Here is a 17006-nt window from a genome sequence, read left to right on the forward strand (position 1 = left end):
GTTAGCGGTAATTTCATTATGCAGGTACTACGTTGTTCCCCCAGAAAAGAAATCCTCAGTCTCAATGTCAGTTTGGGACGTGGCGGTGAAGCTTGTGTTTATGCTGTGCCATCCGATAACGAATTGGTGGCGAAGATTTACCACAAGCCAACCACTGCCCATGCTGAAAAACTCCAGGCAATGCTTGCTAACCCGCCAGAAAACCCTACGGCGAGTTTAGGGCATATCTCTATCGCTTGGCCAGAGGATTTATTACGGGCGGCAGATGGCAAAAATAGCATCCTGGGCTTTTTGATGCCACGGATTCAGGGGATGCGTCCAATCATCGACTTTTACAACCCCAGAACCCGTCGGCAACATTGCCCCCTATTCAACTATCAGTACCTGCTCCGCACGGCTCGTAACTTGGCGGCAGCTTTTGCCGCTTTGCACGCTAGTGGATATTGCATTGGTGATGTGAACGAGTCTAATATCCTCGTCAGTGATACAGCACTGGTGACTTTGATAGACACAGACTCTTTCCAAGTAACCGACCCAAACAGCAATGTTGTTTATCGCTGTCCAGTAGGTAAACCAGAGTTTACTCCACCAGAACTACAAAATAAAACTTTTGCCCAGCACGATCGCGAAATCTCTCACGATTTATTTGGGTTAGGGGTGCTAGTATTCCAACTCTTAATGGAAGGCACCCACCCATTTTCGGGGATTTTTCAAGGTGCGATTGAGCCACCACCTTACGAAGCCCGCATTGCGTCGGGTCATTTCACGTACAGCGAAAAGCGTTACGTACCCTACCTGCCAACACCCATCGCCCCCCCTTGGGAAATTCTCCATCCCAGCTTACAGGAATTATTTGTCCGTTGTTTTGAAGAGGGTCATAACAACCCACAACTACGCCCCAGTGCCCAGACTTGGCTCTCAGCCATCGCTGAAGCCGAAGAGTCCCTGATTACCTGCACCACAAATCCCCAGCATCGCTACAACAACCACATGCGTAGCTGTCCGTGGTGCGAACGTACCGTGCGACTAGGTGGACGCGACCCCTTCCCATCACATCGGGCTATAGAAGCTAGAGAACATCTCCAACCGCGAATCAAAGCGAGAAAACGCTACAATCAGACACCGCATTTTCCTCAGCGAGCCATGTCACCGCAGCTAGCTAATTACTGGCAGCCAATAATGACTCCCAGCGGTTCATATAAACCTTCCAAAAAGTCAAAGTTGTACCCGATTATTTGTTGTTTGCTGGGTTTTGGTTTATTGGGATATGCAGACGTAATGATTAAATTTACTCAGCCGTTGGTTTCCCAAAATGCTTACACCCAACAAACAATCAAGTCTTCCCAGCCAAATAATAAACTCAGCTTCGCTGATTCTTATCAGCAAGGTTATATTGCTTACAAAGAGCGGGACTATGAAAAAGCAATTGTCAATTTCAGCCAAGCAATTGAACAAGAACCTACACACGCTAGAGCAATTGTAAATCGTGGCAATGCCCGCTATAACCTGAAAGACTATGAAGGCGCAGTTACAGATTATAGCCAAGCTCTGAAAATCAATCCCAATCAAACCAAAGCTCTGGTAAATCGGGGCAATGCTCGCTATATGCTCGCCGAATATAGCAACGATCCCGATCGAGAATATAATCTAGCGATCGCAGACTATAATCGAGCCATCGGTTTGGATAATAATGAAATTGAAGCTTATGTCAGACGGGGGATTGTCCGCGCCCAAATGGCTAAATATAGCGGTGAATCTCAACAAGCTTACAAAAAAGCGATCGCAGATTTTACTCAAGCCATACAACTTAATGTCTCCAAAGCCGAAGCTTACTTCCAGCGGGGTGTTGTTTATTATCAAATCGCTCAATATAGCAGCAATTATCAGCAAGAATATAATCAAGCGATCGCTGACTTTAACCAAGCATTAACTCTAAGCCCTAAACTAGCAAAAGCATATCTCAAACGAGGCATGGTTCGCTATGAACTGGCACAATATGGTGGTAGTGAAGCTAACAAAAACCAGACAAAAGCTGTCGAAGATATACAGGCATCTGCCAAAATATTTCTTGAGCAAGATGACATGGATAATTATCAACAAGCACTCAGTAATATGTGTGTAGTCATCGAAAACAAATGTGACCCTTTATTCCAAGGCTCAAGTAACATGGAAAAAACTAACTAGAAACAAGTAAGTTTTGTTACTAGCATATTGTTGGTTTTGATTGAAAAAATCAAGCCTGACTAGGGTTAGCGCCAGCTAACCCTAGTTATTTTATAGGTGATATTTTTATTTGCTTGAGTAATTTATTTCTATATTTATAGATATTCATAGAGCTTTTATATAGAAAAGATTTTAATTTATCTTTCCTTTATAATTTCATCGGAAATTACAGTTAGATTATTGACGGAGAAACAGAAATCAGAAATACATTTCTCTCCCTTTAAGTGCATCCTCTTCATCTCGAAAAGTCAAATAATCATATCCCTACAAATCTCCGAGGTAATTGCATGAAAGCGGTGATTTTGGCTGGAGGTCTTGGTACACGCCTCAGTGAAGAAACCAGTGTTAGACCCAAGCCGATGGTTGAGATTGGTGGTAAGCCAATTCTCTGGCACATAATGAAAACATATTCTGCCCACGGCATTAATGATTTCATTATTTGTTGCGGTTATAAAGGTTACATCATTAAAGAGTATTTTGCTAATTACTTTTTACACATGTCAGATGTTACCTTTGATATGCGCTTTAACCAGATGAACGTGCATTCTGGTTATGCAGAACCCTGGCGCGTCACCTTAGTAAACACGGGTGATAATACAATGACAGGCGGACGCTTAAAGCGAATCAGCGAACATCTTGGTAACGAGACTTTTTGCTTTACTTATGGCGATGGTGTCAGTAATATTAATATCACCGAGCTAGTTAAATTTCACAAAGAACAAAATAGCTTAGGAACACTCACAGCCGTTCAACCAGCAGGGCGTTTTGGTGCTATTTCTTTAGGACATGAGCAAACCAAAATCACCAGCTTTCGGGAAAAACCCGAAGGTGATGGAGCTTGGATTAATGGCGGTTATTTTGTGTTAGAACCAGAAGTAATCAACTTAATTGCTGATGACTCTACAGTATGGGAACAAGAGCCATTAGAAAAGCTAGCTGATATGGAACAGCTATCTGCTTTCAGACATGATGGGTTTTGGCAACCAATGGATACTTTACGCGATAAAAACTATCTCGAAGGGCTGTGGAAAAACAACCAAGCTCCTTGGAAGGTATGGTAAGGAGAGTTGGGGGAGCAGGGGGAGCAGAGGAGAATAATTAATAACCAATGCCCAATGCCCAATGCCCCATGCCCAATGACTTTATAGATTTACTGTAATTTGAAGTGCGATAATACTAATGTATGATTTTGCGATTATAGGTGGGGGAATAGTTGGACTCTCGACAGCGTTGGCTTTAGGAAAACGCTATCCTAATGCCCGGATTTTAGTACTAGAAAAAGAGAGTCAATGGGCATTTCACCAAACTGGCAATAATAGCGGGGTAATTCATTCTGGTATTTACTACAAGCCAGGGAGTTTCAAAGCTAAATTTTGTCGTGATGGTTCTCGTTCAATGGTAGAATTCTGCCAAGAGCATGGAATTGACCATGAAGTTTGTGGTAAGGTAATTGTTGCAACTGAAGAACAAGAGCTACCACGCTTAGAAAATCTCTACCAACGCGGCTTAGACAATGGCATAGAAGTCCAGAGAATCAGCCCCGAAGAAATTAAGGAAATTGAACCTCACGTAAGATGTGTAGGTGGAATTCGGGTATCTTCAACTGGTATTGTTAATTACAAGCAAGTTTGTTTGAAATATGCCCAGCTAATTCAACAGCAGGGTGGAGATTTACACCTCAATACAAAAGTCCTGAAAATCTCTCCAAGTGGTAAAAATCAGGTACTGCAAACAAACAAAGGTAACTTTGAAACCCGCTTTGTAATTAATTGTACTGGATTGCATAGCGATCGCACCGCCAAACTAGGGCAAGTTGAACCCCAAGCCAAAATTGTCCCATTCCGGGGAGAATACTACGAACTCACAAGAGAAAAACGCTATCTGGTCAAGACACTAATCTACCCAGTTCCCAATCCAGATTTCCCCTTCCTGGGTGTCCACTTTACCCGGATGATTGATGGTAGCGTCCATGCAGGGCCAAACGCGGTTCTATCGCTCAAACGCGAAGGTTACAAAAAAACCGACTTTGACTTACGGGATTTTTTGGAAGTCATCACCTATCCTGGTTTTTGGAAGTTAGCAGCTAAACACGCTGATGAAGGCATCCAAGAAATCATTCGTTCCTTTAGCAAAGCAGCCTTCACCAGAAGTTTGCAAAAACTAATTCCTGAAGTCCAAGCAGAAGACTTAGTTCCCACTCATGCAGGAGTTCGCGCTCAAGCCTTAATGAACGATGGCAAGCTTGTAGACGACTTTTTGATTGTTTCCGGTCACAACTCCATTCATGTTTGCAATGCTCCTTCTCCTGCTGCTACATCTTCTCTAGAAATCGGCAAAGCGCTTGTGGCAGAAATTCCCCAACTTTCGCATCTAGAGAGTGTAGTCACTGCATAGATATCATAGTTGTTATTTCCGGGACTGCTGACGTAAGGGATGAATCTTGTATAGTGGGCATCTTTCTCTGCCTGCCTCGAAATATAAGGGACGAGTAAGATACCCATCCTACAACAAACAAAAAAGTGTCGTGCATCAATTCAGAACCGCTATAGAGTGCTTCTACCCAATGGGTTAGTCGGCAAACTATGTAATGACTTTATATATAGCGATATAGCGCTTCTAGGTTGAGTCCAATGACCTCCAACCTCAAGAAAAGGGGTAAGATTCAAAGCCTCTCTCCTTTTAGGAGAGAGGTTTGGAGAGGTCAAGTTATTGCATACAAACGAAAAATATAGCGGTTCCCTTCTAGATGCAACACACTCTAGGGCGTACATCTGTGCGTCCATGCTAAACGAAGAATTTAACTCATCAACACAATACAAAGGAATTAACCACAATGAAAATATTAGTAACTGGAACAGAAGGCTATCTAGGTTCGTTATTACCGCCTCTGTTAATCGAACGAGGACATGAAGTTATTGGTCTAGATACCGGCTTCTATAAAGTTGGTTGGCTGTACAACCCTAGTGGAGTCACACCCAAAACTCTGAATAAAGATATCCGCAACATCACCCCTGATGATTTGGAAGGTATTGAAGCCATAGTTCACATGGCGGAACTCTCCAACGACCCAGCCGGACAATTGGCACCAAATATTACCTACGAAATTAATCATGTAGGTTCAGTTCGTCTAGCTAGTCTGGCTAAGGCTATGGGTGTGCGTCGCTTCGTATATATGTCTTCGTGTAGTGTCTACGGTGTTGCAACCGCAGGTGATGTCACAGAAGAATCCCCAGTTAATCCCCAAACAGCCTACGCAGAATGTAAAACTCTCGTAGAAAGAGATGTCAGACCACTCGCTGACGATGACTTCTCTCCCACCTTTATGCGGAATGCTACAGCCTTTGGTGCTTCTCCCAGAATGCGTTTTGATATTGTTTTAAACAACTTAGCTGGCTTGGCATGGACTAGCAAAGAAATCAAAATGATTAGTGATGGCACACCTTGGCGGCCATTAGTCCACGCATTGGATATTTGCAAAGCAATAGTTTGCACCTTAGAAGCACCACGAGACATTGTACATAACCAAATCTTCAACGTGGGAGATACAGCAAATAACTATCGCGTTAAAGAAATCGCGGAAATTATTGCTGATGTTTTCCCAGATTGCAAATTGTCCTTTGGTGATAACGGCTCAGATAACCGCAGCTATCGCGTATCCTTCGAGAAAATCAACACAATCCTACCTGGATTTAAATGTGATTGGAATGCCCAACTTGGTGCCCAGCAGCTATTTGATTTATTCAGTCAAATACACATGGCTGAAGATACTTTCTTGTTTAGAGGATTTACTCGTTTAAAACAGCTAGAGTATTTAATTCGCACAGAACAAATTGACAAAGATTTCTTCTGGAATAAAAAGTAGCTAAAGTTGCCTAGCCGCAACTGAAAAAGAATCTAAGCTTCCGAATCAAATAGTATTGATTCGGGCTTATTCCATCCATCAAATTATTTGCAATCAGCGAGTTAAATTTTATGGCGCTCATCTCAGCATTAATAAACGAGTTAGCCATCTGAAAGCTAAAGAGATTGCCGCTGGACTGCATCGCTACATTTTGAGAAAAAGCCAAAGAAACAAAGCAGAAGATGAATAAATTGCTGACTATCGCAATTCCTACATTCAATCGTGCCCAGATTTTAGATAAACAACTTACTTGGTTAGCCAAATCTATTAAAGGGTTTGAGTCTGACTGTGAAATCTTTATTTCTGATAATTGTTCTACAGATAATACCCAAGAAATTATTAAAAAGTGGCAGATAATTCTTAGTAATGTCACATTTACATCAAATAGGAATAATGAAAATATCGGGGTCATGGGTAATATTGCCTGTTGCTTAAAAGCCCCAACTAGTAAATATATTTGGACGATTGGTGATGACGATCCAATTCAAGAGAGAACCCTAGATTATGTGTTAACAACACTAAAAAAACCTTCAGATTTAGCACTAATGTTTTTAAACTTCTCTGGTCGTCAAAAACAAACAGGTCAACTTGTTGTCGAACACTGGTTGAATAGTGATAGCGACGAATTAAGAGTTGATGGTAAAACTGTATTTCAAAGTTATCTAAATGAAAATTTTGGTGGTGTACTTTTTATATCAGCAGCAATTTATCGCACAAATCTAGTGCAACGCGCTTTACAAAAATGGCCGTCTGCTACTAATAATTGGGCATCTCAAGCATATTGGACGGCCTTTTGTGCTGCTCATGGGAGTGTCATCGTCACTAAAGACACTTATTTAGAATGTACTATGGGCGCTAGTCTTTTGGATCTCGATCCAACATGGAACTTTAAAATGCGATATGCCTACATACCTGAAGTTTATATAAAACTACTAAAGGTAGGATATCCTCATAAATTTTGTCAGGAAATGATTTGGCAGAATTTCTATCAAAAAACTGACTTGAAAATCCTATTAGGTGCTTTAAAACGTTGGCCTTTATTGACAATCAAGATATTTATTCCTTATCTACGTTTGTTAAGCATATCAGCTTGGGCAATTCTTTTTCCACCCAAACAGCTAGAGACTAACCTGTAACCATTCATATATCAATTTATTAACTACTATTTTTACCATGCAGAAATTACTGACCATTGCTATACCGACTTATAATCGTGCTGAATTACTAGATAAACAGTTAGCATGGCTAGCTCAAGCTATCAAAGGTTTTGAAGATGATTGTGAAATTTTAGTTTCTGATAATTGTTCAACAGACAATACTCAGGATACGATCAAAAAATGGCAAATAATACTTAGCAGCATCCCATTTAAATCAAATAAAAATGTTCAGAATTTAGGCGTTGTCAAAAATATTATGTATTGCCTAAATTCTACCACAACAAAATATGTTTGGACGATTGGTGATGATGACCCAATTCAAGATAGAGCTATTGCTTATGTAATTAGCAAACTTAAGCGATATGAAGATTTATCATTATTGTTTCTCAACTTTTCCGGTCGGAACCAAATTACTGGTGAACCAGTTCATCCACCAACAATTGTTGGTAATCGCTGGTTTGATATAGATAGTGAAGATGGTGATGGTGATGGTAAAGCTATATTTGAGCATTGTTTCTCAAAAAGTGTCGGTGCAGTCATTTTTCTGACTGCTACAATCTACCGCACTGATTTAGTGAAACGCGCTCTACAAAATTGGCAAGATGCTGAGAATAACTGGATATCTTTAGCATATTTAGCCGGGTATTGTGCCTCTAATGGTCGTGTAATTGTCACGAAAGAGACTTATTTGGAATGTGTTGTGGGTGTGAGTTATTGGCAGAAAGAACCAAAATCTGCACTTTTAATGCAATACAAACATATACCCGAAGTAATTTTGAAATTGGAAGAGAGTGGATATTCTAAGCAGTTTTGTCGGCGGATGCTTTTGCAAAACGGTAAAGAAGTCAACTTGAAAGTTTTCTTAGGTGCTTTAAGAAGATGGCCTATGTCTGCTATTCAGACAGTAGTCCCATTTTTGGCTTTAGTCGGTTTATGTGCTTTTGACGTGATGATTTCTAAAGAATTTAGTTTAGCAGAATCAAGTGAAATACCTGCTCAAGAAATACGGAGCTATAAGCCATAAGCTACTAAATTACTGATAAATCGACATTGAAACTAGGAAGAATTTACCACATGTTTAATCTAATTAAACGCAAAATATCTACGCTATCTGCTGACTTTCAATATTATGTAGCTCGTTGGAAGCATAGCAGAAATCTGCCAGCATTAGAAGGGCGCGATCGCAATATCCTCAAGGCTCTCAAAAAAGACGGTGTTTATGTCACAACACTGGCAGATTTAGGCTTCAACTCTAGCTCCGAACTGCTCAAAGCTGCTTACCAGCAATTGTCTCAGATGGAAAATCCCAACAACGACCATCTAGACGAAAAATTGCCACAAATTTCCACAGTTACAGGTTTACCAGAGTTTTATGCCTGGGCAATGGAGAAAAGGCTTCTCAATCTCATCGAAAACTATATTGGTCTTCCTATTGCTTTTCACGGTGTACATTTACGTAAAGATTTCCCTAGCAAACATCAGTTTGGCACACTACTATGGCATGGCGATTCCGAAGACCGTCGCATTATCAAAATCTTTGTTTACTTGAATGATGTCGAAGAAAAAAATGGGCCTTTTGAATACATTCCCCGCTCTTTAACTTCTTTATTTAGTTGGAACTATATTCGGCTCTATTACAAACTTTGGAAGTCAGGTTATAGGGGCATCGATGATGAAGAAGTGAAAACAGTCATCTCCAAATCAGCTTGGAAATCCTGCCCAGGCCCAGCAGGTACTGTCTTGATTGCAGATCCGAAAAATACTTTGCATCATGGCACAGTCCGCACAGAAGAACGCTCAACACTATTCTTTTGTTACACCGCCAACCCTCCTGAAAAACCAGAACTCTGCACCCAATACTGGGATGATACTTATCCCAGAGCAGAGCTAAGGCAGCAAGTCGAAAATAGCCGATAGTGTACTAAAGGTAGTCATGCAATGCTGATCAAGATTAAACGCAAAATATCTTCATTGGGATCTGAATTAGTTTACAGATTAGCACTTTTGAAACACACTGCTAATTTGCCTACACTAGAAGCAAGCGATCGCAAAATTATTAATGACCTTAAATGTGATGGTATTCATATTACCAAACTTGCTGAATTGGGATTCGATTCAACATCAGAATTACTCAAGGCAGCTTATGGTTATTCATCCCAAATGGAATCTGGCAATCATGACGATTTAAATGAAAAAATTCCCCAAGTTTACACAGTTACATATTTACCTGAATTTGCTACTTGGGGAAGCGAGAAAAGGCTCCTAAACATCATTGAAAACTACATTGGTCTGCCAATCATTTTTCATGGTGTACATCTCCGCAAAGATTTCCCTAATAAAAGTCAGTTTGGTACACAACTATGGCATAAAGATGCAGAAGACCGCCGCATGATCAAAATCATTATTTACTTAAATGATGTTGAAGAAAAGCACGGGCCATTTGAATATATTCCAGCATCTTTAACTTCTTGGTTTAGATTAAACTATTACCGTACTTACTACAAGCTGTGGCAATCTGGTCATTTAGGCATCACAGATGAAGAACTAAATGAAATCATCCCGAAAGAGGCTTGGAAATATTGTACAGGATCGGCAGGAACAGTCATTATTGTCGATCCCAAAAAAGCCATACATCACGGTACATCACGCACAGAAGATAGGTTAACTTTATTCTCGTGCTACACTTCTACTTCTCCCGATCGTCCAGAAGTTTGTACTCAATATCGAGACAATACTTTTCCCCAACCAAAGTTAACTGAACCAGTCAGTAATAGCGCCATATAGTTCAATTAAAGCAAGCTACTTGTTAATCTAAAAATCCACTCAATACTATTGTTGATGAGGTTTGTAACAAGTTAAGTTTTCAAATTTGCCAAGTTTTGTTGTCGTCAATATTCCTATCGAGGTTATTCATTCATGCTCTTTACTCAAACTGCACTCAAAGACGCATTCATCATTGATTTAGAAGAAAAGCCAGACCACCGTGGTTTTTTCGCTCGGTCTTTCTGCGCTCAAGAATTTGAAGCACACGGATTAAAGCCAACAGTTGCCCAATGTAACCTGTCTTTTAATTACAGAAAAGGTACTATCCGGGGAATGCACTATCAAGTTCTGCCAGCAGCAGAAACAAAATTAATTCGCTGTACGAAAGGCGCAATCTACGACGTAATTATTGATATGCGTCCTGAATCTCCTAGCTTTTTATCACATATTGGTGTAGAGCTAACCCCAGAAAATCGCCGTGCTTTATATGTTCCAGAAATGTTTGCTCATGGCTATCAAGCGCTCACCGATGAGACTGAAGTTGTATATCAAGTGGGTGAATTTTACACCCCAGGATATGAAAGAGGTTTACGCTATGACGATCCATTCTTTAACATTGATTGGCCTCTAGATGTGACTGAAATCTCCGAGAAAGATTTAAATTGGCCTTTGTTGAGAATGATGACTGTTGGCGTATAGACTATTTCTCTTTGCCAGGTGTTTTTCGCACAACACACTGGCTCCTCTGCATAAGGTAAGGTACTTCCAAAAAATATACCATTGCTATAACGTGAGTTCGATGAACCTCTCCCTCCCAGCCTCCCTCTCCGAAACGGAAAGGGAGGAGCAACGAAAAATTACCTTTTTGCTCGCCTCTCTGTGTCCGTTGCTATAGAGACAGGGGGAGCAAGAGCAAATCAATACCAAAGAAAAGTTTGCCCAAGCCTACAGAAATGCTGTGGAGCAAATTATCAAAAATCATAGCCGGAAAACAGACTGCTGTTATAGCATCTAGCAAACAACCAGTTAGTAGCTATCATTAATGATAATTTCCATGAAAATGTACTTAATGTTTAGCTGTAAAAATTATTAAGTGCAAAATTATCGAGAATTTGTAACACAACAAACAGTTCCAAAAAGGAGTTTAGTTCATGATTATTATCGATCGCGCCTTACAAGCCCGTGCAGCAGCAGGAAATCCTATCAAGGTGGGAATGATTGGTGCTGGTTTTATGGGTAGAGGAATTGCCAACCAAATTGTCAATTCAGTGCCAGGAATGGAGTTAGTTGCTATTTCTAATCGCCAAATTAGTGCAGCTAAACAAGCTTATTCGGAAGCAGGAATTGAAGATATTCAAGTTGTTGCAACTGTCAGCGAATTAGAAGATGCGATCGCTAACGGTAAGTATGCAGTCACAGAGGACGCTAAGTTACTGTGTCGGGCTGAAGGCATCGATGCATTAATCGAAGTCACAGGTGCAGTGGAATTTGGCGCTCAGATCGTTATGGAAGCGATCGCCCACCGCAAACATGTGATTATGATGAATGCCGAACTCGACGGCACCATTGGCCCCATCCTGAAAGTGTATGCTGACAAAGCAGGTGTGATTCTCAGCGCTTGTGATGGCGATCAGCCAGGGGTACAAATGAACCTTTATCGCTTTGTAAAAAGCATTGGTTTAACTCCCTTATTGTGCGGTAACATTAAAGGACTCCAAGACCCCTATCGCAATCCCACCACCCAGGAAGGATTTGCTAAACGTTGGGGTCAAAAGCCCCACATGGTGGCTAGCTTCGCCGACGGAAGCAAAATTTCCTTCGAGCAAGCGATCGTTGCCAATGCCACAGGCATGAAAGTCGCCAAACGGGGAATGTTGGGATATGACTTCAGCGGTCATGTCGATGAAATGACCCAGTTATATGATGTTGAACAACTCAAAGAACTAGGCGGTATTGTCGATTATGTAGTTGGAGCCAAACCAGGCCCAGGCGTATATGTATTTGCCACTCACGACGACCCCAAGCAACGCCACTATCTCAACTTATATAAATTAGGCGAAGGCCCACTTTACAGCTTCTATACTCCTTATCACCTCTGTCATTTTGAAGTTCCCTTGTCCGTAGCGCGTGCTGTTTTATTTGGTGATGCCGTTATGTCTCCACTAGCAGGCCCGCTAGTAGATGTTGTCACCACCGCCAAAATCGACCTGAAAGCAGGAGAAACCTTAGATGGCATTGGCTACTACATGACCTACGGACAATGTGAAAATTCCGATATCGTCCAACAGCAAAATCTTCTACCAATGGGTTTAGCTGAAGGGTGCCGCCTCAAACGAGATATTTCTAAAGATCGAGTCCTCACTTATGAGGATGTAGAATTACCTGAAGGCAGACTTTGCGACCAACTACGAACTGAGCAAAATGCCTATTTCGCTCCAGAAAAAATCTTAGTAGCAGTTGGATAATATCGGTTCTCAAAACATTTGCCACAAATGAATTGGCTGTAGGGGTGTACAGCTGTACGCCCCTAATACGTTTCGGATAAGATCCCCCCCGCCTGCGGCGACCCCCTTAAAAAGGGGGTAAAAAGAAGAAAAAGCCCCCCTTTTTAAGGGGGGTTGGGGGGATCTCCGAGACCCCTACTAACGTATTTGTCGCCAGAATTTCATCAAGAGGATAGAAAGCTATACTGCGGGACACTAAAGTTGTTGATAGTAACTTGCTGGGGAGCGTTTCAACAAACCCGATCGAAACTTTAGGTCAAATTTCATGAAAATTGCTCTCGTCCATGATTATTTAACCCAGCGAGGTGGGGCAGAGCGTGTGTTTGAACTGCTTTGTAAGCGCTATCCCGAAGCAGATATTTTCACATCTTTGTACGATCCCCAAAAAACTATCGATCTAGGCGATCGCATAGTTAATACAACCTTCTTACAAAAGATTCCTGGTGCAGCAAAATATTTCAGGTCAATGGCTCCTCTATATTTTCCTGCCTTTCGTGCCTTGGATCTGCAAGACTACGATTTAATTATTAGTAGTAGCACCAGCTTCGCCAAAGCAGTGCGAAAAAATCCCAATGCCCACCACATTTGTTTTTGCCATAACGTTACCCGTTTCTTATGGGATACAGCAACTTATTTAAGAGAGTACGGGGACTATAGATATTTTGCTCCTTTAATCGAACAAGTATTTCAAGTCATGAGAAAGGTAGACCTGAAATATGCACAGGAGCCTGACCTTTACATTGCTAATTCTAGTGTTGTTGCCCGCCGAATTGAAAAGATTTATGGCAAAAAGGCAATGATGGTGAACTATCCAATTGATACTAGCAAATTTGTTTTTTCAGATATAAAAGATGAATATTATCTGGCCTCCGCCCGGATGATCAGTTATAAGCGACTTGATATAATAGTCGAAGCTTTTAATTGGTTGGGGTGGCGGCTATTAATATCTGGTGATGGGCCAGAACTAGCACGGTTAAAATCCAAAGCATTACAAAATATTGTGTTCTTGGGACACGTAAGTGATAGAACCCGCAAAGACTTGTTTTCCAAAGCCAAGTCTATTATTGTCGCAGCCTTAGAAGATTACGGGTTAGTTCCAGTAGAGGCTAATGCTAGCGGCACACCAGTCATCGCTTATGGAGCGGGTGGAGTATTAGATACTCAAATACCAGGTGAAACAGGAGTCTTTTTCAAAAGACAAACACCCGAATCTCTACAAATTGCATTACAAGAAGCCAATGGTATTTCTTGGGATTACGATCGCATCCGTAATCATGCAGTAGCAAACTTTTCAGAGAATGCATTTTTTGGCAAGGTTGAGCAAATTATCAATCAAGCTTGTGGCGTGCAGCAATTATTCATTTGATTTCTGAATCTCTTTCCACTATCAGATTACCTATTTATTTGCTCTCTCCTCATTGGCGGTTCGTAAAAAAATAGGTATTTTTCGGAGAATCTCTTAGCGTAAGTCTTGAAGACAAGGATATAAAAGTGGTTCAAACTAGTCTAAATCCTCATCTAGCTCCAGCTTCTGAAAGTGAACCAAGTTACGGGCAAATGTTTGCCGTATTTGTGCGGAGATTTCCTTGGTTCTTAGCAGTATTAATTAGTTCTATTGCTATTGCCAGCATAGTAACTGTAAAAACGAAGCCTACTTATAAAAGTTCTATGCAACTGCTAGTAGAACCTAACTATCAAGGTAAAACGGAAGGTGGTGCGGGGGTAGACAATCAGTTTACTGACTCTAACGTGGTTATAGATACTGCCACTCAGCTTAACTTGATGCAAGGTTCGGGACTCATCCAGAAAGCAGTTGATAAACTTCAGTCTAATTATCCAGATATAACTTCAGCTGAAATTAAAGCTTCTTTGGTCTTAACTCAAATTAGGAGCAAAGAAGATAATGTCGCTACTAAAATCTTTCAAGTTGAATATACCGCTGGCGATCCTGAAAAGACCCAAAAAGTTCTAGATGCAATTCGACAAGTTTATCTGGAATATAACAAACAACAACAAAGTTCGCGTTTACAAAAAGGTCTGCAAATCATCAGGGAACAGCTAAGTAAAGCTAGTGAAGAAGTAAACGCATCTGAGACAAATTTACAAAGATTTCGCAGAAATCAGAACTTAATCGATCCAGAGTCACAGGCCAAAGCAATTGAAACAGCTTTGAACAATCTTTCCCAAGAAAGACAGACAACTCGTGCTCAGTATGGGGAAGCTTTAGCACGCCAAAAATCTTTAGAAGAACAACTTAACCGTTCTCCCCAAAATGCTCTAGTTGCTTCTCGTTTGAGTCAGTCTACTCGCTATCAAGGCTTACTAAACGAAATCCAAAAAAGCGAATTGGCACTAGCACAAGAACGCTTACGCTTTACAGATCAAACTCCGAGCGTGCAAAAGCTGAAAGAACAGCTTCAGGGTCAGAAGGAATTATTGCAACAAGAAGTAGGAAGAACTTTAGGCGGAAAATCTGCTGGTGCATTCACGAATGGAGATTCTCTTCTCGAAAAAGGACAGCTGGGCCAAATCGATCTCAGCCTTGCTGGTCAGTTAGTAGAAACGCAGACAACTATAGTTGCTTTAACTGCTCGCGATCAAACTTTGGCTCAGAAAGAAAACGAGCTACGTTTGGAAATCAAACGCTTCCCGCCTCTGTTGGCTTATTACAATCGGATGCTACCGCAGTTGCAATTTAGTCGTGAAAGATTAGAGCAGCTTTTAAGAGCAGAACAACAATTACGGCAAGAACTTTCCAAGGGTGGATTTAATTGGGAAGTGGTAGAAGATCCCCAAAAAGGCGCACAATTAGGCCCCAATCTCCAACAGAATTTGCTGTTAGGTGCTGTGGTTGGCTTAATGTTAGGAGGAATTGCTGCCTTTATTCGCGAATCGGCTGATGATGCAGTTCACACTACTGCTGAGTTAGAGAAGCAAATGGCTATGCCGTTGTTGGGGACAACTCCCAAGTTACCGCCAGCTAAACCCAGAGAATCAATGATCAAGTTGCCTTTTGGCAAGCCAGAAGTTCTCGCCCCCTGGACGATTCAGGTATTGCAATCTCCACCGCGTTGGGAATCGCTGGATCTGATTTACAAAAACATCGAACTTTTAAATACTGTTACTAATTTAAAATCTTTGATGATTACCTCAGCTTTAGCCGATGAGGGTAAATCAGCTTTGGCGTTGGGTTTGGCAATGAGTGCTGCTCGTTTGCATAAAAGAGTACTGCTGATTGATGCCAACTTACGCGATCCCAGTTTGCACCATCAACTGAATCTTCCTAATGAGCAGGGACTTTCAACTTTATTGGCGAGTGATACAACTCTACCCAACCAAATTAGTCTTCAATACTCAGGTTCCGCCTACATCGATATTTTGACCGCTGGCCCCAAACCTACCGACCCAGCTAATCTGTTGAGTTCTCCGCGGATGATGCAATTAATGGCAGCATTTGAGGAAAACTATGATTTGGTTCTGATAGATGCGCCCCCAGTTCTCGGTTTGGTGGATGCGATGCTTACCGCATCATCTTGTCGTAGTGTGATTATGGTGGCAAGCATTGGTATTGTGACACGAAGTCAGCTTAATCAAGCGACAGCTATGCTGAGTAAGTTAAATCTGATTGGGGTTGTAGCTAATGGGGTATCAAACTCTAGTAGCAATTACGTACCCAATATCAAACAACAGCAATTGGCTCTACGTCAGGCTGTAGAAAAGTAGCTAGTACGGCTAGATGATAAATCCCCGACTTCCTAGAGAAGTTGGGGATTTTGCGTAACGAACCGCAGAGGCGCAGAGGAAACAGAGAGAAGAGAAAAAAATGCTTAACCCAAGCGTATTGGTTCATTGGGCTGCTGCCGTGAGTAAAAGAGGCGGAGCCTCAAGGACGAGCATTCCCAGTCTGAGACTGGGAACGAAGCAATCTGCTAAAAGCTGGTTTTAGACTGGCTTTTAGCTTAAATTGACAGCAATGATTCATGAATTGCCTCTACGTTTTGAATGAACCAAATTGAATTTTGTTGCGATCGGGAAGAATTCAGTATATTTATGCTATCTTTATGAGTTTTCAGAGAAATCACTGACTCTTTAAAGAATAAATAAAGAAGTTATTTGAGCGATCGCTATTTCTACAGAGTCTTATATTCTAGAGATTAAAGCACCTTCATAAAGGCTAGAAGACAAGAGCAGACTGGTTTTTGAAATCTATCGAGACAATGAACACCTTAGCATAATTAAACGTAGATATAGATTCATGGGTAATTTCCCTCTACACTTCTCTACTGTCAGTAGTTTCCGGAAAATCAAGATTTGCCCATGAATGTTAATAGTAGCGGTGATTGCTACCTATGTAATTAGTATCTGTCTAATTTGTACATCTCTACACCAGCAGAATTCTGCGCGATATGTGCTTGGCTAAGTGGCAAATACTATAGCATATTTTTGCCCTCAATTCTC

At 41.2% G+C, this 17006-nt stretch carries 12 protein-coding genes; all 12 read left to right on the forward strand.

Annotated features, from left to right (window positions below):
• Positions 1 to 18: 18 nt before the first annotated feature.
• The 12 genes from HWQ42_RS16060 to HWQ42_RS16115 all read left to right on the forward strand — a co-directional run bounded on the left by HWQ42_RS16060 (position 19) and on the right by HWQ42_RS16115 (position 16271).
• A complete protein-coding gene (locus HWQ42_RS16060; RefSeq protein ID WP_292813728.1) occupies positions 19 to 2184 on the forward strand; it encodes a tetratricopeptide repeat protein in 2166 nt (721 codons plus the stop codon).
• 326 nt (positions 2185 to 2510) lie between these two features.
• The gene (rfbF, locus tag HWQ42_RS16065; protein WP_292813731.1) at positions 2511 to 3284 is read left to right on the forward strand and encodes a glucose-1-phosphate cytidylyltransferase; all 774 of its coding nucleotides are present in this window, start codon (positions 2511 to 2513) and stop codon (positions 3282 to 3284) included.
• A gap of 118 nt (positions 3285 to 3402) precedes the next feature.
• Entirely contained in the window at positions 3403 to 4617 is a 1215-nt protein-coding gene (lhgO, locus tag HWQ42_RS16070) for an L-2-hydroxyglutarate oxidase (protein WP_292813734.1), read from the forward strand.
• A 439-nt stretch (positions 4618 to 5056) separates the two neighbouring features.
• Positions 5057 to 6085, forward strand: a complete 1029-nt coding sequence (locus tag HWQ42_RS16075) for an NAD(P)-dependent oxidoreductase (protein WP_094351585.1) — start codon at positions 5057 to 5059, stop codon at positions 6083 to 6085.
• A 221-nt stretch (positions 6086 to 6306) separates the two neighbouring features.
• A complete protein-coding gene (locus HWQ42_RS16080) occupies positions 6307 to 7260 on the forward strand; it encodes a glycosyltransferase family 2 protein (RefSeq protein ID WP_292813739.1) in 954 nt (317 codons plus the stop codon).
• A gap of 37 nt (positions 7261 to 7297) precedes the next feature.
• Positions 7298 to 8305, forward strand: a complete 1008-nt coding sequence (locus HWQ42_RS16085; RefSeq protein ID WP_292813742.1) for a glycosyltransferase — start codon at positions 7298 to 7300, stop codon at positions 8303 to 8305.
• A 50-nt stretch (positions 8306 to 8355) separates the two neighbouring features.
• Positions 8356 to 9198, forward strand: a complete 843-nt coding sequence (locus tag HWQ42_RS16090; protein WP_292813745.1) for a phytanoyl-CoA dioxygenase — start codon at positions 8356 to 8358, stop codon at positions 9196 to 9198.
• A 21-nt stretch (positions 9199 to 9219) separates the two neighbouring features.
• Complete coding sequence (locus HWQ42_RS16095; protein WP_292813747.1) at positions 9220 to 10065, forward strand: phytanoyl-CoA dioxygenase; 846 nt, start codon at positions 9220 to 9222, stop codon at positions 10063 to 10065.
• 132 nt (positions 10066 to 10197) lie between these two features.
• Positions 10198 to 10743, forward strand: coding sequence for a dTDP-4-dehydrorhamnose 3,5-epimerase (gene rfbC / locus HWQ42_RS16100; protein ID WP_292813750.1), 546 nt, complete (start codon positions 10198 to 10200; stop codon positions 10741 to 10743).
• Between the two features lie 452 nt (positions 10744 to 11195).
• The gene (locus HWQ42_RS16105; protein WP_292813752.1) at positions 11196 to 12509 is read left to right on the forward strand and encodes a Gfo/Idh/MocA family oxidoreductase; all 1314 of its coding nucleotides are present in this window, start codon (positions 11196 to 11198) and stop codon (positions 12507 to 12509) included.
• A gap of 304 nt (positions 12510 to 12813) precedes the next feature.
• Positions 12814 to 13914 (forward strand): glycosyltransferase, encoded by a 1101-nt coding sequence (locus HWQ42_RS16110; protein ID WP_292813754.1) that lies wholly within the window; start codon positions 12814 to 12816, stop codon positions 13912 to 13914.
• A gap of 125 nt (positions 13915 to 14039) precedes the next feature.
• Positions 14040 to 16271: a polysaccharide biosynthesis tyrosine autokinase gene (locus tag HWQ42_RS16115; protein WP_292813756.1), complete on the forward strand. Its 2232-nt coding sequence runs from the start codon at positions 14040 to 14042 to the stop codon at positions 16269 to 16271.
• The last annotated feature ends 735 nt before the right edge of the window (positions 16272 to 17006 follow it).

Source organism: Nostoc sp. JL23, from assembly GCF_017115065.1.
Classification (GTDB): domain Bacteria; phylum Cyanobacteriota; class Cyanobacteriia; order Cyanobacteriales; family Nostocaceae; genus Nostoc; species Nostoc punctiforme_A.